The following is a 17,153-nucleotide window of genomic DNA, read 5'->3' as shown; positions in this document are numbered from 1 at the left end:
TTAGCACGGTATTATAGCACAATTAGTGCACATCACGCCAATACTCTTTCTTAAGCAAAATCACGATGATAGTGAAGATGACTAAGAAGGCCATTACCCACCAACCCATAGCATGACGCTCAAGTTGAACTGGGTCGCCCGAGTAAACCAAAAAGTTAACAAGGTCACGAACCGCTTCGTCGTATTCACCTGAGCTTAGCTCACCAGAACCGTCAGTTTCAGTACCAACAACCACAGTCACCTCTTCGCCATCTACCATGTGAGTATCGTAGATTGGTGTCGGGATACCTTGCAGCTCTTCAAGAACGTGCGGCATACCAACACTTGGGAAAACAATGTTGTTCACACCAAATGGACGTGATGGATCTTCATAGAAAGTACGAAGGTACGTGTATAGCCAATCGGCACCACGAACACGAGCAACCAAAGTTAGGTCCGGTGGCGGAGCACCAAACCAACTTGCCGCCTGCTCGGAAGGCATAGCGTTAACCATCAAGCTACCGATTTTCGCTTCAGGGTCGAAAATCAGGTTTTCCTTCATTAGATCAACTGGGATCTCTAAATCATTCGCAACACGTTCATAGCGCTGGTACTGCGTTGAGTGACAAGCAAAACAGTAGTTCATGAACATCTTAGCGCCATTTTGCAATGAAGCTTTATCTGTTAAGTCGTTGTTTGCTTTGTCTAATGGTACGTTTGCACCCGCTGCCATCGCCAATGACGGCAACATAGCAAATAAAATTACAATCCACTTTTTCATTTGAATGTCACCCTTTCTGGTAATGGTTTCGTCGCTTCATTTTTACTGTAGAACCACAGTAGAACGAAGAACATGAAGTAACCTAAGCTAAAGATTTGAGCTAGTAGCGTGTATGTTGGCGTTGCTGGAAGCGCACCAAGTACACCAAGCGCAATAAAGCTTATTGTGAATTGGATGATGTTAATCAAATGCAGTTTGCTACGGTAACGGTAAGAGCGCACTTTACAACGGTCGAACCATGGCAGTAGGAATAGCACAACAATAGATGCACCCATTGCTACTACACCTAGCAGCTTATCAGGAACAGCACGAAGTACAGCGTAGAACGGCGTGAAGTACCAAACTGGAGCAATGTGCTCTGGTGTTTTCAGTGGGTTTGCAGCTTCAAAGTTAGGCGGTTCAAGGAAGTATCCACCCATCTCTGGGTTAAAGAACAGCACATAACAGAACAAGAATAGGAAACCAGCAACACCTACCATATCTTTCACAGTCCCGTATGGGTGGAAAGGAATAGAGTCGATGATGTCGTATTTCTTAGTGTAATCCTTGTGGAATGGGAACTGAGTTTTGTAGTCGTCGCCCATTGTGCCTTTCGGAAGCTTAGTCTCGATGCCGTCTGGGTTGTTTGAACCCACTTCGTGCAGAGCTAGTACGTGAAGTACGATAAGCAGCAGAAGAACAATTGGCAGCGCGATAACGTGCAGTGCGAAGAAACGGTTCAGCGTTGCACCAGAGATGATGTAGTCACCACGGATCCAAAGCGTTAGGTCATCACCGATAACAGGTATCGCACCAAACAGAGAAATGATTACCTGAGCACCCCAGTAAGACATTTGACCCCATGGTAGTAAGTAACCCATGAAAGCCTCAGCCATAAGCACTAAGAAGATCAACATACCGAAGATCCAAAGTAGCTCACGAGGTTTTTGGTAAGAACCGTAGATTAGACCACGGAACATGTGCAGGTAGATAACAACGAAGAATGCCGAAGCACCCGTCGAGTGCATGTAACGTAGTAGCCAGCCGTATTCCACATCACGCATGATGTATTCAACAGAAGCAAATGCACCGTCGCCAGACGGTACGTAGTTCATTGTTAGCCAAATACCCGTAAGGATTTGGTTAACCAACACCAACATTGCCAAAGAACCGAAAAGGTACCAAAAGTTAAAGTTCTTAGGCATTGGGTATTCAGATAAGTGCTTTTTGTAAGCATTCATCGCGGGTATACGTTTTTCTACCCAGTCTAGTAGTCCTTGCATTATGCATCTCCCTCGTCAATACCGATAAGGATCTTGGTGTCGCTTAAATACATATGCTTTGGCACAACAAGGTTCAACGGTGCAGGTACGCCTTGGAATACTCGACCAGCCATATCAAATTTCGAACCATGACACGGACAGAAGAAACCAGACTTAACACCCTGAACTTGTTCTGCAAAAGAATCTGGCAGGTAAGTTGGAGAACAACCTAAGTGCGTACAGAAACCAACAGCAACGAAGAATTCCGGCTTAATTGAACGGAATTCGTTCTGTGCGTATTCAGGTTGTTGTTCAGCTTCAGATTGAGGATCACGAAGTTGACCACCAATAGACTTTAGGTTTTCTAATACCGATTCAGCACGGCGTACAACCCATACAGGTTTACCTTGCCACTCGACACGAACCATTTGTCCCGGTTCCAACTTACTGACTTCCACTTCCACCGGCGCGCCCGCAGCTTTCGCCTTGGCACTCGGATTCCATGATTTAATAAAAGGCACGGCTACAGCAGCTGCTCCTAAACCACCAACAACGGCTGTTGTTGCGGTTAAGAAACGCCTGCGACCGTTATTTAAAGGCGCGTTGCTCATCCAAACATTCTCCCATTTGCTCCTTATGGATTGAAATTATTCCGATTAAAGAGCATGGCTAACAAAATATGTATTTAGTTCTATTTATTGACGGCAAATGATAAATAAAACCCTACTTTTTGACAAGATAAAGCTACCTTTTTGTAACAATCATGAGGCAAAGCGCACATTGGGTTACAAAAGCTTTCAAAATATAAGAATTTGGAAATAAAACGAGGGAGGGAAAGCGTTTAGCGGGGGTATAAAAACAAAAAGCCCGGCATATAGCCGAGCTTTGAACCACAATTCCAGTAATAAAACTGGGAGCGTGTACTTTTTCGTAAAGAAAAATTAACGCTTAGAGAATTGAGGTTTACGACGTGCTTTACGTAGACCAACTTTCTTACGTTCAACGCAACGAGCGTCACGAGTAACGTAGCCAGCTGCACGTAGAGCAGGACGTAGAGTTTCATCGTACTCCATAAGAGCGCGAGTGATACCGTGGCGGATTGCGCCAGCTTGACCAGAAATACCACCACCAGAAACAGTGATGTAAAGGTCAAGTTTCTCAGTTAGTTCAACTAGCTCAAGAGGTTGCTTAACAACCATACGAGAAGTTGGACGACCGAAGTAAACATCAAGGCTACGCTTGTTGATTACGATCTCACCAGAGCCTGGTTTGATGAAAACACGAGCTGCTGAGCTTTTGCGACGACCAGTGCCGTAGTATTGATTCTCTGCCATTTTCATAATCCCCTTAGATGTCTAGTACTTGTGGCTGTTGAGCAACATGGTTGTGCTCAGTACCAGCGTACACTTTAAGCTTACGGTACATCGCGCGGCCTAGAGGACCACGTGGAAGCATACCTTTAACTGCTAGTTCTAGAACCATTTCTGGTTTCTTAGCAATTAGCTTTTCAAAAGTGATAGTTTTAAGACCACCTGGGAACTCAGAGTGACGGTAGTAAACCTTACCCTTAGCTTTGTTACCAGTTACAGCAACTTTCTCAGCGTTAACAACGATGATGTAATCACCAGTGTCTACGTGAGGAGTGTATTCTGCTTTGTGCTTGCCGCGTAGGCGAGAAGCGATTTCACTTGCTAGACGGCCAAGAGTTTTGCCTTCAGCGTCTACAACATACCAGTCGCGTTTTACAGTTTCTGGTTTAGCAACGAAAGTTTTCATGCTAATAATTACCTATTTAAAAAATTTACACTTAAGGAATACTCGCGTATTCCCACTGTCTAAGAGTTACCATTCATCACCCCTTCGAGTGTTGGAAAACTCTTGGCATAACGTGATTTTACTCATCGCTAGAGGCCCGCAGTAACGGTAGGTCGCAGGATTATAGAGAAGAGCGAAGAAAAAATCACCTCTTTTTGAACAAAATCACGATTTTTTTAATTCTATTTCTTATTCGAGATAATCAGAGCTAACTTAAGTGTTCTTTTGCCAAATATTCATGGCTCTGCATTTCGATTAAACGCGACTGACAACGTTTAAATTCAAACTCTAGCTGCCCATGGGTATACAATTTTTCTAGCTCAACTTCCGCTGAAATAATCAATTTCACATTACGCTCGTAGAACTCATCCACCAACGCGATAAAACGTCTCGCTGCGTCATCTGAAGTCGCGCCCATTTGCAATACATCAGCCAACAGAACGGTATGGTAAACACGTGAGAGCTCAATGTAGTCATTCTGGCTACGAGCCGACTGACAAAGCTGAGCAAAAGTACCATGCAGCACACCATCACTCGCTTCGACTACATCTAATTGACGGTGGTTAACCTCAATCTGCTTCAGCTTCTCTTTATCTTCACCGACTAATTGTGCGTAATATTTTTCTAGGTTGATATTCGCTTGGCTATCCAATGGGTAATGATAAATTTCAGCCTGCTCTAGGGTACGTAGGCGATAATCAATGCCGCTATCAACATTAAGAATGTGGCAGTTGTCTTGAATTAGCTTAATGGCCGGTAAGAAACGCGCTCTCTGTAACCCGTTACGATATAGATCCGCAGGGGGAATATTAGAGGTCGCGACCAAAATAACGTTTCGAGCGAACAACTCTTGGAACAAGGTCCCTAGGATCATGGCATCCGTAATATCGGAAACAAAAAATTCATCGAAGCAGATAATATCCGCCTCTTCTTTCAATTTATCCGCAACCAAAGGCAATGGGTCGCTAACGTTACCTAGTGCCTTCAACTCATCATGCACTCGATACATAAAGCGGTGAAAGTGAACACGCATTTTTTTAGTGGTCGGTAAGGCATCGTAGAACGTATCCATTAAATAAGTTTTACCGCGTCCTACACCGCCCCAAAAATAGAGACCTTTCGGTGGCTGTGGCAGCTCTGGCTTTTTACCCAATAATTTCTGGAATCGAGTCAGTTGAGGAATGGGCGTATTCATGTAATCTTGGAATTGATGAAAGAGTTCATCTAAAGATTTAACTGCTTGCTCTTGTGCTGGATCTCTTTGAAATCCATGTTCTTTTATATCTTGTTCGTATTTTTTGATGGGATTCATGACGACATTTCCACAATGAAAGCGATATTCAGACAGCAAATAAAAATGGGCTCCGACAGTACGATAGATTAAGTAATGCGGTGAATAATGCAGCACTAAACTGCTAAGTAGCGCACACGCATTTCTCTTTATACTGCGGCTTTCTCATAGTACCATGGAGCCGTAGCACGTGTAACTAAGCAGTAACAAACATGTTAAAAAACAATAATAAGGAGCTGTTATGCCTTGGATGTATGCCGTTGCCGGTTTACTAGTCGGAGTTATTTTAGGGGTCGCTATTTCTCGTCTTATGACACCTGAATACAAAAAACAAAAGAACGTACAGAAAGAATTGGATAGCGCAAAGTTTGCCCTGGAACAGCAGCGACAAGAGCTGGCTGACCACTTTGCGAAATCAGCAGAAATGTTGGACACCTTAGGTAAGGACTACACGAAACTGTACCAACACATGGAAAAAACAAGCTCAGAGCTGATTCCTAACCTGCCAGAGCAAGACAACCCGTTTGTGAAAACAGCCGCGGCTCATTCGGACAAATCACAAGATAAGCCTTCAATTAAAGAAGCGACACTTGAGGAACAACCGAAAGATTACGCGAATGGCGCAACCGGTTTATTTACAGAACAGAAGAAAGAGATCATTGATGCTCCTGATGTAGTGACAGCAAAAGCATCATAAACATTTAACACTTCTGTGAACTTTACAAAGGTTTTTGAGTCATAACTTTCACTCAGGTCATTTGAAACTTCTCATACTTATTACACGTATTGAGAGGGGTAAGACCTTAACTAGAGAGGAGTTTATGATGAAAAAACCTTTGCTTGCTTTATCAGTACTGACTTTAAGCTTAAGTTCAATCATCACCCCCATTCAAGCAACGGCCGCACTGCCATTAAGTGTGGGTAACGAACAATTACCAAGCCTCGCGCCTATGCTTGAACAAGTGACCCCCGCTGTGGTTAGTATTGCCGTAGAAGGCAAACAGGTACAACGTCAGCAAATCCCTGAACAATTTCAATTCTTTTTTGGTCCCGAACAAACACGAGAACGCCCATTCCGCGGATTAGGCTCTGGTGTAATCATTGATGCCAAGAAAGGCCATATCGTGACTAACTACCATGTGATTAATGGTGCCGACGATATCAAAGTAAAACTTCATGATGGTCGAGAATACGATGCCGAGCTTATCGGTGGCGACCAGATGTCAGATATCGCACTACTTAAACTCGAAGAAGCGAAAAACCTTACCCAGATAAAAGTCGCAGACTCAGACAAGCTAAGAGTCGGTGATTTTAGTGTGGCAATTGGTAACCCATTTGGGCTCGGGCAAACCGTGACATCCGGTATTGTTTCTGCGCTCGGTCGTAGCGGCCTAAACCTAGAAAACTTTGAGAACTTCATTCAAACCGATGCAGCAATCAACAGCGGTAACTCTGGGGGTGCACTAGTGAACCTCAACGGTGAACTGATTGGTATCAACACAGCCATCCTTGGCCCTAACGGAGGTAACGTCGGTATCGGCTTTGCAATCCCATCCAATATGATGAAAAACCTGACAGAACAAATCCTCGATTTCGGTGAAGTAAAACGTGGCATGCTTGGTGTTCAAGGCGGAGAAGTCACCTCTGAACTGGCAGAAGCACTAGGTTATGAATCCAGTAAAGGTGCCTTCGTTAGCCAAATTGTACCTGACAGTGCCGCAGATAAAGCAGGCCTGAAAGCGGGCGATATTATTGTCTCTATCAACGGTAAGCGCATTGATACCTTTAGCGAGCTAAGAGCCAAGGTCGCAACTCTAGGTGCGGGTAAACAAATTGAACTTGGTGTAGTTCGCGATGGAAAGAGTAAGACCTTTGACGTAACTCTTGGTGAATCGACTAACAGCAAGACACAAGCTGAAAAACTCCATGAAGGGCTTGCTGGAGCTGAACTTACCAACACAACAGACAGCGACTCAGCAACGGGCGTGAAGGTGTCAAGTGTGGCTCAAGGCTCACCAGCAGAGGCTTATCAACTTCTCAAAGACGACATCATTATTGGCGTCAATCGCCAAACCGTTAAGAACTTGGCTGAATTTAGAGAGATTCTTGAGAAACAACCGGGCGTACTAGCGCTAAATATCCAACGTGGCGACAGAACTATCTACCTCGTTATTAGATAGCCATACGTCAGCGTAATAACAGGGAGGCTCGGTAAGTTTGCTTTAAACTTACTCAGTCTCCCTTTTCTTTAGATGAATCAAAATGCTATGCTTCACTAGTAATCAAGTCAGTCATCCATCTACGGAGGCTTCACACCTTACTTGTTGAAGAGGGAAACATGCTGTCCTTTCTATTTCGTTCTATTTCCCTTGGACTTGTTTCAGCGGCGCTTATTCTTCTTGCATTTCCAAGCTTGAGACCCGCTATTGTTTCTGATGTTACCAGCCCTAAGGTGGATAACATCGGTTCGCTTCAGATTTCATTTAATCAAGCTGTACGCCGCGCGGCGCCAGCTGTGGTCAATATTTATAGCCGTAAATACGCAGAAAGCGATCGCAACAAACTGCTGACTCAAGGTTTGGGTTCAGGAGTAATTGTCAGCGAAAAAGGCTATATCATTACTAACTTCCACGTGGTTGCTCAGGCTGACCAAATCGTAGTGGCACTTCAAGATGGCCGAGTCGCTGCAGCACAACTTGTCGGCTCAGACAAGCGTACCGATATCGCGATACTGAGAGTCAGCGGTGACAACCTACCAGTAATCCCATTAAACCCAAGCTACAAAGCTAATGTCGGTGATGTGGTACTGGCGATCGGTAACCCATATAACCTAGGCCAAACAACAACCTTCGGCATCATCTCAGCAACGGGGCGCTCTTCGATCAGTGCCGATGGACATCAAGCCTTTATCCAAACCGATGCGGCGATTAATGAAGGTAACTCTGGTGGTGCACTGGTTAACTCACAAGGTGAGTTAGTCGGTATCAACACCGCTTCTTTCCAGCAAGCTACGGATATGGAAACCTACGGGATCTCGTTTGCTATCCCTTACCCACTGGCTAATAAAATCATGGAGAAGATCATCGCAGATGGTCGTGTCATTCGTGGTTATATCGGTATCGACGGGCAAGACATCAATTCAGTCACGTCACGCTTACTCGGTACCAAGAACATTGGCGGGATTGTTGTATTAGGCATAGACCCGAACGGGCCAGCTGCTGATGCAGGCTTTGAAGCGCAAGATATCATTGTTAGCATCAACAACACCCAAGTTAATGGACGTCAGAGCGTGATGGACATTGTTACTGATTTACGTCCAGGCACGGTTATTGATGTCGGTATTTTACGCCAAGGTGAGAACAAGACTCTTAAGGTCACCATCGCTGAAGATACTCGTTTGTAGAGCAATTCTAAAGCTAGCGATTCAAACGGCTAAAGTACGAATACAAAAGAATACAGATACAAAAAACCCAGCTATCAAGCTGGGTTTAATTTTATCCGAAGATGGTATCAAGCGTCTCTATGATTCACTTGGCTCATCGATGTCAATACGAGTCACTCGTTGCAACCCTCTCGGCAGTAACCCACCACGACGACCACGTTCACCACGGAAGTTTTCAAGATCCGATGGTTTCAAACCAAGCTTACGTTTGCCTGCGTAGATAGTCAGCGTCGCGTTCTCAGGGATAGCCATCAAGTGCGATACAAACTCTTCACGCTCTTTTGCTTTCGCAGAAGGGATGTTGATGATCTTGTTACCCTTACCTTTGCTCAGTTGAGGTAGGTCTTTAATCGGGAACAACAACATACGCCCTTGGTTAGTAATCGCTAGAATCTGGTTACTGTCCAAATCAGCAATCGGGCTCGGCATCATCACTTCAGAAGACTGTGGCAAGTTAACTAACGCTTTACCGCTCTTGTTCTTCGAAAGCAGATCACTGCCCTTACAAACAAAGCCGTATCCGGCATCAGAACCGACTAACCATAGCTGCTCATTCTCTCCCATCACCACTTGGCGAATAGAAGTACCTGGGCTCACGTTCAGGCGGCCTGTAATCGGCTCACCTTGGCTTCGTGCCGACGGTAATGAATGAGACTCAAGGGAATAGCTTCGGCCATCACTACCAAGGAACACCGCTTGTTGGTTACTCTTACCCTTAGCGCTTGCTAAGAATTTATCGCCAGACTTGTAGTTCAAGCCCTCAGCGTCAACCTCATGCCCTTTCGCATGACGAATCCAACCTTTCTCAGACAGCACAACCGTGATTGGCTCACTAGGAACAAGGTCACGCTCTGTTAGCGCTTTTGCTTCTGCACGTTCAACCAATGGAGAACGACGATCGTCACCATATTTCTCGGCATCCGCTTGGATTTCTTTCTTGATCAGGGTGTTTAGACGACGCTCAGAACCCAGTAGTTTTTCAAGCTTATCGCGTTCCGCTTCAAGCTCTTCTTGTTCGGCACGAATCTTAAACTCTTCTAACTTAGCTAAGTTACGAAGTTTAATGTCTAAGATAGCGTTCGCTTGTGTCTCAGTAATATTGAAGCGGCTCATCAGCACAGGACATGGTTCGTCTTCTGTACGAATGATTTCAATCACTTCATCAATATTGAGGTAAGCAACCAGCAAGCCTTCTAAGATGTGTAGGCGAGCTAATACTTTGTCTAGACGGTATTGCAGACGACGACGAACGGTTGTGCGTCGGAACTCAATCCACTCTTTTAGGATTTGAACCAGACCTTTAACTTGAGGACGATTGTCTAAGCCAATCATGTTCAAGTTAACACGGAAGTTCTTCTCTAGATCCGTCGAAGCAAATAGGTGACTCATCAGTTGATCACAATCGATACGATTCGAACGAGGAACTACTACGATACGCGTTGGGTTCTCGTGATCCGACTCATCACGCAAGTCGTCAACCATTGGTAGCTTCTTAGCTCGCATCTGGTTAGCGATTTGCTCAAGCAGCTTAGCGCCTGACACTTGATGAGGCAGAGCCGTGATAACAATATCAGAGCCTTCTTTGTGCCAAACTGCGCGCATCTTGATGCTGCCGCGGCCTGTTTTGTAGATCTTTTCGATATCCGACTTCGGAGAGATGATCTCAGCTTCTGTTGGATAGTCAGGACCTTGCACGCTTTCCATGATATCCGATAGCTCAGATTTAGGGCTATCAATCAGCTTAATGGTTGCGTCCGCAATCTCACGCACGTTGTGTGGTGGAATGTCGGTTGCCATACCTACCGCGATACCCGTGATACCGTTCAGTAGGATATGAGGCAAACGTGCTGGCAACATTTGTGGCTCTTTCATCGTGCCATCAAAGTTTGGTTGCCATTCGACCGTACCTTGGCCTAACTCACCCAGCAGAACTTCAGCAAACTTAGACAGTTTCGCTTCGGTATAACGCATCGCAGCAAATGATTTCGGATCATCCGGAGCTCCCCAGTTACCTTGACCATCTACCAGTGGGTAGCGGTAAGAAAACGGCTGCGCCATTAGAACCATCGCTTCATAACAAGCAGAGTCACCGTGTGGGTGATACTTACCTAGTACGTCACCAACGGTACGTGCTGATTTTTTATATTTCGAAGCGGCAGATAAACCAAGCTCAGACATCGCATAGATAATACGGCGCTGAACGGGCTTAAGGCCGTCACCAATATAAGGCAATGCACGATCCATGATCACGTACATTGAGTAGTTTAAATAGGCGTCTTCGGTGAACTTGCGCATTGGCAACTGTTCAACGCCATCAAATGTAATTTCGTTAGACATCCATTATACCTCGGCCATATCACCGTTAGTCTGTAGCCATGTGCGGCGATCATCAGCACGCTTTTTACCTAGCAGCATGTCCATCATCTCAAGAGTCGCTTCGTTGTCATCAATGGTTAATTGAACAAGGCGACGAGTGTTTGGATCCATGGTGGTTTCGCGCAACTGAAGTGGGTTCATCTCACCCAGACCTTTGAATCGTTGTACGTTGATTTTGGATTTCTTCTTAGACAAACGCTCAAGCACGCCATCTTTTTCATCGTCATCCAATGCGTAGAACACCTCTTTACCACAGTCGATACGATACAGTGGTGGCATTGCTACATAGATATGACCCGCTTCAACTAATGCGCTGAAGTGACGAGTGAATAGCGCACATAGAAGTGTTGCGATGTGAAGACCATCCGAGTCCGCATCGGCAAGGATACAGATCTTACCGTAACGCAGGCCTGATAAATCGTCGTTGTCAGGGTCAATACCCAAAGCAACAGAGATGTCGTGCACTTCTTGTGAAGCCAGAACTTGGTCTGCTGACACTTCCCACGTATTTAGGATCTTACCGCGCAGTGGCATTACCGCTTGGAACTCACGATCGCGAGCTTGCTTAGCAGAACCACCTGCCGAGTCCCCTTCCACGAAGAAGATTTCGGTACGGCTTAAATCTTGAACCGAACAGTCAGTTAGCTTGCCCGGTAGAGCTGGGCCTGATGCGATTTTTTTACGCACAACCTTTTTGCTCGCGCGCATACGGCGGTGAGCATTGGCAATACAAGCTTCAGCCAGTTGCTCCGCCAGTTGCGGTTTTTCATTCAACCATAGGCTGAAGGCATCTTTTACCACACCAGAGACAAACGCTGCGGTTTGACGAGAAGATAAACGCTCTTTTGTTTGACCAGCAAACTGAGGGTCTTGCATCTTCACAGACAGAACGTATGAACAACGATCGAAGATGTCGTCACCCGTTAGCTTTACGCCACGTGGCAGTAGATTACGGAATTCACAGAACTCACGCATTGCATCAAGCAGACCTTGGCGAAGACCGTTTACGTGTGTACCACCTTGCTTGGTCGGTACTAAGTTCACGTAACTCTCGGTGATCATATCACCGCCTTCTGGTTGCCAGATAATAGCCCAGTTAGCCATTTCCGTTTCAGCAACGAATTCACCCACATAAGGTTCTTCTGGCAACAAGGTATAACCTTTCACGCCTTCAGCAAGGTAGTCTTTTAGACCATCTTCATAGAACCATTTATGCTCTTCACCACCAACTTTATCGACAAAGGTGATTTCTAAACCTGGGCAAAGTACTGCTTTTGCGCGTAGGTTGTTGATAAGGCGAAGTGTCGAAAATTTTGGGCTGTCGAAGTATTTTGGATCAGGCCAAAAATGGACTGATGTACCGCTGTTACGATGACCACAAGTACCTGTTACAGTCAGTTCTGTTACGGCATGACCACCTTCAAGTGCGATCTCATGAACCTGACCTTCTCGGCGAACGGTCACTTCAACACGTTTTGATAGTGCGTTTACAACCGAGATACCTACCCCGTGCAAACCACCAGAGAACTTGTAGTTGTTGTTTGAGAATTTACCGCCAGAGTGGAGCTTGGTTAAGATCAGCTCAACACCTGAGATCCCTTTTTCAGGGTGGATATCAACGGGCATACCACGGCCGTCATCGGTAACTTCTAACGATTGGTCTGCATGAAGCACAACTTTGATCTTCTTAGCGTGTCCCGCTAGTGCTTCATCGACCGAGTTATCAATGACTTCTTGGGCAAGGTGGTTAGGTCTTTCTGTCTCGGTATACATTCCCGGGCGGTGTCGCACGGGGTCGAGACCTTCAAGTACCTCGAGGTCTTTTGCATTATATTGTTCAGTCATAATACGGAGTTTACTCAAAAAGTTTGCGTCAGTTCGCTGGCTCTAGTTTCACTAAAGCAGAATCATTACTATGAACCGTCATAGTAGAGCGAACGAGCGAAGTATTGGGGAATATAGTCTGGAAGCTGAGTAATGATGTCAAGCTAGTTCAAAAACTAAGACATCAAACTATGATATTTCACCATTGATAGATGAAATAACAGGCAAACAAGAGAAAATCACTCGATTGGTGGAACAGATTAAAGATTTAGAAAGGTGATGATTTGCTGTGGGTAGCGTTCAAAATCAACAAAGCTATGATCCCCACCCTCTTCTACTGTCTGTGTTGCACCTTGGTACTTCTCTACCGCTTGTCGGTAATCCAGAACTTCGTCTTCCGTTTGCTGAAGTAGCCAGAAGTCGCTCGGCTTTTTGATAGCCGGCACATCTAACGCCTTCAATTCATCAATATGCTTTGTTTCCAGTACATATCGTTCATCTGTGTATGGGTTTACTTGCTCACCTAAGTAATCAGCCAACAACTCATACGGCTTCACTGCTGGGTTAACCACAACCGCTTTAAAACCATAGTGACTATTAAGCCATGTTGAAAGGTAGCCACCTAACGAGCTGCCGACTAATGCGATCTGGTACTGATCTTTATATTGCTCCACCAGCTGTTGCAAATGAAGTGCTGCTTGCTGAGGGAAACTTGGCAGTTGAGGGGTAATCACCTTGATATCAGCGCGATGCTCTGCACAGTAATCGGCCATCACCGTCGCCTTGTGGGAACGTGATGAGCTGTTAAACCCGTGAATATAAAGAAGCAGTGATGGCTTAGTGGTTTGTTTTTCGGAGCCAGTCATTAATAACCGCCTGCAGCAAAGTCAGGTAGGAATTGCCCATGAGGTAAACGGCGAACTTGCGTGGTCACCGTGCCATCTTGATGCAATTCAATCTCTCGCCAACCTGGAGACAAAGTATCCACCGCAAAGTCATTCGAGTTAGGTTTGAATTGAACACAAGTCGACGGTGTTGCCATGACTTGTACACCATGATGGTCTCGATTCATGTCTTGGTGAACATGACCACACAACACGGCTTTCACATTGGTGTGTTGTTGAACCACATCCCAAAACTGGTCAGCATCTTTAAGGTTGTGTTGATCCAACCATGCACTACCAACCAAAAGCGGATGATGGTGCAATAGAACCAAGGTGTTGCGATCTGGGAATTCTGATAGTTTTTGCTCGAGTAGATCAAGTTGTTGATCACTCAGTCGCCCGTGAGGTACACCCACGACTTGGGAATCCAACATCACCATCTGCCAGTTATCACCTAGCAAGACATGCTCAACGCATTGAATTTGTGGTGATGGTAAAACGCTACCCATATTCGGCTTGAAGTCATGGTTGCCCGGAAGCCAGTAACAAGGCTTTTCTAAAGGCTGAATCCCTGATTCAAATTTCTGGTAAGACTCAGCACTGTGATCTTGCGAGATATCACCCGTCGCTAAGATCGCTTGGTAGTCAAAGTCCTGACTAACAATGCCATCGACTACAGCACGAAAGCTATCTTGAGTGTTGATGCTTAATAAGCTGCCATTGCTCGGCGCAAATAAATGCGTGTCCGTTAGCTGTACAAGCTTAATACTGCTCTCATCAAATTTTGAAGTGTGTGATAATTCCAAAATAACAAATCCAGATACGTTACTGTTTAGACTTTAAAGTGTTCTTAAATTGGCTCAATTAAAAGGCAATTGGGGTTCGGCTGATACCAGTTTTTAAACAAAACGTTAACCATTCCCCAAGAAATTTATTCAATTGAAATTTCTCGTCCTTTTGCAGAAGCTTAGTGTTGGGATAGTCATATTTCGCTTTGACACGCGAAAAATCCCCGCTAGCGCACACTTCTGCAACTCGAGCGTCGTGATATAGCCTGACAGACATTTTTGGCAAAGGAAACACTGGCATCGCGTCACTCTGACATATATCTATTAATGTGGTGTATTTTGTGACCTCATTCACTGTCAATTGATACACCATATTAACGGCTTGGTAACAGCGCACGTCACCAACCTCATGCCCAACCGGTAACAAAGCGTTAAGTTTGGCATAGTTAGTCTCGTAAACTCGCATCAATTCAGCAAGATCAACATGATACGGTTTTTTGACCGCTATATTTGGCATGACGTTAATCTATCCACTCTGACTGTAATTCTTGGTAGTTCAATTGTAGCCACTGTAGCGCAATGATCGTGGCTCCATTTTCAAACACACCGTCTTTTACTAACTGATAAGCGGCTGCGCGACTCATCACTTGTACACGAATGTCTTCACCTTCGTAATCCAATCCGTGTACCCCTTTTGCAGTCGTTGCATCAACAGAGCCAACAAAAACGTCGAGCTTTTCTGAGCAACCACCAGATGAAGGGTAATACGAAGTAATAGGCAACACAGATCCGACTTCGACTCCCGCTTCTTCCATCGCCTCGCGACGAGCAACGTCTTGCGGTGATTCATCGGTATCAATGATCCCGGCAACAATTTCGTATTGCCATGGGTTTTTATGCTCTAAGGCACCGACACGGATCTGTTCGACGATCACCACTTCGTCACGCACGGGATCATAAGGTAGCAAAGCGGCAGCATGACCACGCTCAAACATCTCACGCTGTATTGGTTGGCTCCAGCCTCCCTCAAACAGTCTATGTTTAAATGTGTACTTAACCATTTTGAAAAAACCACGAAACAGCGTCTCTTTTGAGACTATTTCCACATCTTGCGGAGTAAACTCATGTCGTTGATTGTCATACTGTTGCATTTGGTACCTCACTAAGTGATCTTTATAGTTTACTCATTGTCCGAGTTAACTACCAAGGATAAGGTTCAACTTTTTATATAAAATTTATAATTAAAGTTAAGTTTTAAAAAATAAATATTGCACAAGTGGACAGTTAACTGTAAAAAAGTGCAAAGTTTCGAGTAAATTACCACCAAACTGGGTTAAACTCTTTTAAAGAAAATTCCATAAAAGGCAGGAATAGGAAAATGAAAAAACTGCTTCCACTATTTATCAGTGCAGCAATTGGCAGCCTGAGTTCGTCAGCTTTTGCTGATACGCTAGCTGAAGTTTACGACCAAGCAAAACAGAACGATCCACAACTTCTTCGTTCAGCAGCGCAGCGCGATGCCGCTTTTGAAGCAGTGACGTCAAGCCGTAGCTCTTTGTTACCGCAAATCAATCTAACGGCGGGATACAATTTAACTCGTGGGGAAACTGAGCTTGATGCAGGTTCTACAAACGACAACGATAGAAATGCATTAACTGCTGGTATTAGCTTTTCTCAAGAGCTTTACCAACGTTCTTCTTGGATCACACTAGACACGGCAGAGAAAACTGCTCGTCAATCTGATTCAGCTTACGCGGCAGAGCAACAAGCTTTGATCCTTCGTGTTGCGACAGCATACTTCGAAGTACTGAGAGCTCAAGATAACCTAGAGTTTGTTCGTGCAGAAAAAGCAGCCGTTGCTCGTCAACTAGAACAAACTAAGCAACGTTTTGAAGTTGGTCTTTCAGCGATTACCGATGTACATGATGCACAAGCTCAGTACGATGGCGTTTTGGCTGATGAAGTTCTTGCAGAGAACGACCTAACGAATAGCTACGAAGGTCTACGTGAGATTACAGGTCAGGAACACTCTAACCTAAGCATCCTAGATACTGATCGTTTCTCAGCAAGCAAATCTTCTGAATCTGCTGTTGCACTTGTTGAACAAGCTGAAGAAAAGAACCTTAGCCTATTGGCTGCTCGTATCTCACAAGATATCGCGAAAGACAATATTTCTCTTCAGAGCTCAGGCCATTTACCATCTTTAACACTTGATGGTGGGTATGATTATACTGATATTGGTTCAAGTGCAACTTCCGACGGTACAACAAACGACTTCAATGTTGGTATTAACTTAAACGTACCGCTTTATACCGGTGGTAGCACAACTTCTTTAACTAAACAGGCTGAATACAACTACGTTGCAGCAAGTGAAGATCTAGAAGCGACTTACCGTAGCGTTGTGAAAGACGTACGTGCATTCAACAACAACATCAGTGCTTCGATTGGTGCTCTACGCGCTTACGAACAATCTGTAGTGTCTGCTCAGTCAGCTCTAGAAGCAACAGAAGCTGGTTTTGATGTGGGTACTCGTACGATTGTTGACGTACTAGATTCAACTCGTCGTCTATACGATGCGAACAAAAACCTTTCAGATGCTCGTTACAACTACATCCTAAGTGTACTTCAGCTTCGCCAAGCGGTTGGTACGCTAAGTGAACAAGACATTGTTGATGTAAACGCAGGTCTAAAAGTAGCAAGCAAGTAATTCAGAATTACTTACGTTACAGTTA

Annotated in this window: 16 protein-coding genes; 4 read left to right on the top strand and 12 right to left on the bottom strand. The window is 44.9% G+C overall.

Annotation, left to right across the window (positions count from 1 at the left end; all coding sequences use genetic code 11):
- Positions 1 to 22: 22 nt before the first annotated feature.
- The 6 genes from L0992_02240 to L0992_02215 all read right to left on the bottom strand — a co-directional run bounded on the left by L0992_02240 (position 23) and on the right by L0992_02215 (position 5,128).
- A complete protein-coding gene (locus L0992_02240; protein XGB67552.1) occupies positions 23 to 760 on the bottom strand; it encodes a cytochrome c1 in 738 nt (245 codons plus the stop codon).
- Positions 757 to 2,022, bottom strand: a complete 1,266-nt coding sequence (locus L0992_02235; protein XGB67551.1) for a cytochrome bc complex cytochrome b subunit — start codon at positions 2,020 to 2,022, stop codon at positions 757 to 759. Before L0992_02235 ends, L0992_02240 begins: the two co-directional genes overlap by 4 nt.
- On the bottom strand, positions 2,022 to 2,612 hold the full coding sequence (petA, locus tag L0992_02230; protein ID XGB67550.1) for a ubiquinol-cytochrome c reductase iron-sulfur subunit: 591 nt from the start codon (positions 2,610 to 2,612) through the stop codon (positions 2,022 to 2,024). Before petA ends, L0992_02235 begins: the two co-directional genes overlap by 1 nt.
- Before the next feature lie 330 nt (positions 2,613 to 2,942).
- Complete coding sequence (gene rpsI, locus L0992_02225) at positions 2,943 to 3,335, bottom strand: 30S ribosomal protein S9 (GenBank protein ID XGB67549.1); 393 nt, start codon at positions 3,333 to 3,335, stop codon at positions 2,943 to 2,945.
- 13 nt (positions 3,336 to 3,348) lie between these two features.
- Positions 3,349 to 3,777 (bottom strand): 50S ribosomal protein L13, encoded by a 429-nt coding sequence (gene rplM, locus L0992_02220; protein ID XGB67548.1) that lies wholly within the window; start codon positions 3,775 to 3,777, stop codon positions 3,349 to 3,351.
- A 247-nt stretch (positions 3,778 to 4,024) separates the two neighbouring features.
- On the bottom strand, positions 4,025 to 5,128 hold the full coding sequence (locus L0992_02215; GenBank protein ID XGB67547.1) for an AFG1 family ATPase: 1,104 nt from the start codon (positions 5,126 to 5,128) through the stop codon (positions 4,025 to 4,027).
- A gap of 220 nt (positions 5,129 to 5,348) precedes the next feature.
- On the opposite strand from L0992_02215, the gene L0992_02210 reads away from it, so the two are divergent.
- The 3 genes from L0992_02210 (at position 5,349) to degS (ending at position 8,510) form a co-directional block, all read left to right on the top strand.
- Positions 5,349 to 5,804 (top strand): DUF1043 family protein, encoded by a 456-nt coding sequence (locus L0992_02210; protein ID XGB67546.1) that lies wholly within the window; start codon positions 5,349 to 5,351, stop codon positions 5,802 to 5,804.
- Positions 5,805 to 5,931: 127 nt separating this feature from the next.
- Entirely contained in the window at positions 5,932 to 7,287 is a 1,356-nt protein-coding gene (locus L0992_02205; protein ID XGB68668.1) for a Do family serine endopeptidase, read from the top strand.
- A 158-nt stretch (positions 7,288 to 7,445) separates the two neighbouring features.
- Positions 7,446 to 8,510 (top strand): outer membrane-stress sensor serine endopeptidase DegS, encoded by a 1,065-nt coding sequence (gene degS / locus L0992_02200; GenBank protein XGB67545.1) that lies wholly within the window; start codon positions 7,446 to 7,448, stop codon positions 8,508 to 8,510.
- Between the two features lie 117 nt (positions 8,511 to 8,627).
- On the opposite strand, the gene parC is transcribed toward degS, so the two are convergent.
- The 6 genes from parC to nudF all read right to left on the bottom strand — a co-directional run bounded on the left by parC (position 8,628) and on the right by nudF (position 15,572).
- Complete coding sequence (parC, locus tag L0992_02195) at positions 8,628 to 10,886, bottom strand: DNA topoisomerase IV subunit A (GenBank protein ID XGB67544.1); 2,259 nt, start codon at positions 10,884 to 10,886, stop codon at positions 8,628 to 8,630.
- Between the two features lie 3 nt (positions 10,887 to 10,889).
- On the bottom strand, positions 10,890 to 12,770 hold the full coding sequence (gene parE, locus L0992_02190) for a DNA topoisomerase IV subunit B (protein ID XGB67543.1): 1,881 nt from the start codon (positions 12,768 to 12,770) through the stop codon (positions 10,890 to 10,892).
- Between the two features lie 239 nt (positions 12,771 to 13,009).
- Positions 13,010 to 13,615 carry an esterase YqiA gene (yqiA, locus tag L0992_02185; GenBank protein XGB67542.1) on the bottom strand — a complete coding sequence of 202 codons (606 nt, stop codon included), beginning with the start codon at positions 13,613 to 13,615 and terminating at the stop codon, positions 13,010 to 13,012.
- A complete protein-coding gene (cpdA, locus tag L0992_02180; protein XGB67541.1) occupies positions 13,615 to 14,439 on the bottom strand; it encodes a 3',5'-cyclic-AMP phosphodiesterase in 825 nt (274 codons plus the stop codon). Before cpdA ends, yqiA begins: the two co-directional genes overlap by 1 nt.
- 58 nt (positions 14,440 to 14,497) lie before the next feature.
- A complete protein-coding gene (locus tag L0992_02175) occupies positions 14,498 to 14,938 on the bottom strand; it encodes a DUF1249 family protein (protein ID XGB67540.1) in 441 nt (146 codons plus the stop codon).
- A gap of 4 nt (positions 14,939 to 14,942) precedes the next feature.
- Positions 14,943 to 15,572, bottom strand: a complete 630-nt coding sequence (gene nudF, locus L0992_02170; protein XGB67539.1) for an ADP-ribose diphosphatase — start codon at positions 15,570 to 15,572, stop codon at positions 14,943 to 14,945.
- A 227-nt stretch (positions 15,573 to 15,799) separates the two neighbouring features.
- On the opposite strand from nudF, the gene tolC reads away from it, so the two are divergent.
- Positions 15,800 to 17,128: an outer membrane channel protein TolC gene (gene tolC / locus L0992_02165; protein XGB67538.1), complete on the top strand. Its 1,329-nt coding sequence runs from the start codon at positions 15,800 to 15,802 to the stop codon at positions 17,126 to 17,128.
- Positions 17,129 to 17,153: the final 25 nt, after the last annotated feature.

It is taken from the genome of Vibrio pomeroyi (assembly GCA_041879425.1).
GTDB classification, from domain to species: domain Bacteria; phylum Pseudomonadota; class Gammaproteobacteria; order Enterobacterales; family Vibrionaceae; genus Vibrio; species Vibrio pomeroyi_A.
This window is presented reverse-complemented; position numbering and strand designations above follow the sequence as displayed.

Excerpts from the sequence above, each read along its gene's own strand:
- parE (XGB67543.1), bottom strand. The coding sequence starts at position 12,770 with ATGACTGAACAATATAATGCAAAAGACCTCGAGGTACTTGAAGGTCTC.
- L0992_02240 (XGB67552.1), bottom strand. The coding sequence starts at position 760 with ATGAAAAAGTGGATTGTAATTTTATTTGCTATGTTGCCGTCATTGGCG.
- tolC (XGB67538.1), top strand. The coding sequence starts at position 15,800 with ATGAAAAAACTGCTTCCACTATTTATCAGTGCAGCAATTGGCAGCCTG.
- degS (XGB67545.1), top strand. The coding sequence starts at position 7,446 with ATGCTGTCCTTTCTATTTCGTTCTATTTCCCTTGGACTTGTTTCAGCG.
- nudF (XGB67539.1), bottom strand. The coding sequence starts at position 15,572 with ATGCAACAGTATGACAATCAACGACATGAGTTTACTCCGCAAGATGTG.
- rplM (XGB67548.1), bottom strand. The coding sequence starts at position 3,777 with ATGAAAACTTTCGTTGCTAAACCAGAAACTGTAAAACGCGACTGGTAT.
- yqiA (XGB67542.1), bottom strand. The coding sequence starts at position 13,615 with ATGACTGGCTCCGAAAAACAAACCACTAAGCCATCACTGCTTCTTTAT.
- parC (XGB67544.1), bottom strand. The coding sequence starts at position 10,886 with ATGTCTAACGAAATTACATTTGATGGCGTTGAACAGTTGCCAATGCGC.
- L0992_02175 (XGB67540.1), bottom strand. The coding sequence starts at position 14,938 with ATGCCAAATATAGCGGTCAAAAAACCGTATCATGTTGATCTTGCTGAA.
- L0992_02205 (XGB68668.1), top strand. The coding sequence starts at position 5,932 with ATGAAAAAACCTTTGCTTGCTTTATCAGTACTGACTTTAAGCTTAAGT.
- L0992_02215 (XGB67547.1), bottom strand. The coding sequence starts at position 5,128 with ATGAATCCCATCAAAAAATACGAACAAGATATAAAAGAACATGGATTT.
- L0992_02235 (XGB67551.1), bottom strand. The coding sequence starts at position 2,022 with ATGCAAGGACTACTAGACTGGGTAGAAAAACGTATACCCGCGATGAAT.
- rpsI (XGB67549.1), bottom strand. The coding sequence starts at position 3,335 with ATGGCAGAGAATCAATACTACGGCACTGGTCGTCGCAAAAGCTCAGCA.
- L0992_02210 (XGB67546.1), top strand. The coding sequence starts at position 5,349 with ATGCCTTGGATGTATGCCGTTGCCGGTTTACTAGTCGGAGTTATTTTA.
- petA (XGB67550.1), bottom strand. The coding sequence starts at position 2,612 with ATGAGCAACGCGCCTTTAAATAACGGTCGCAGGCGTTTCTTAACCGCA.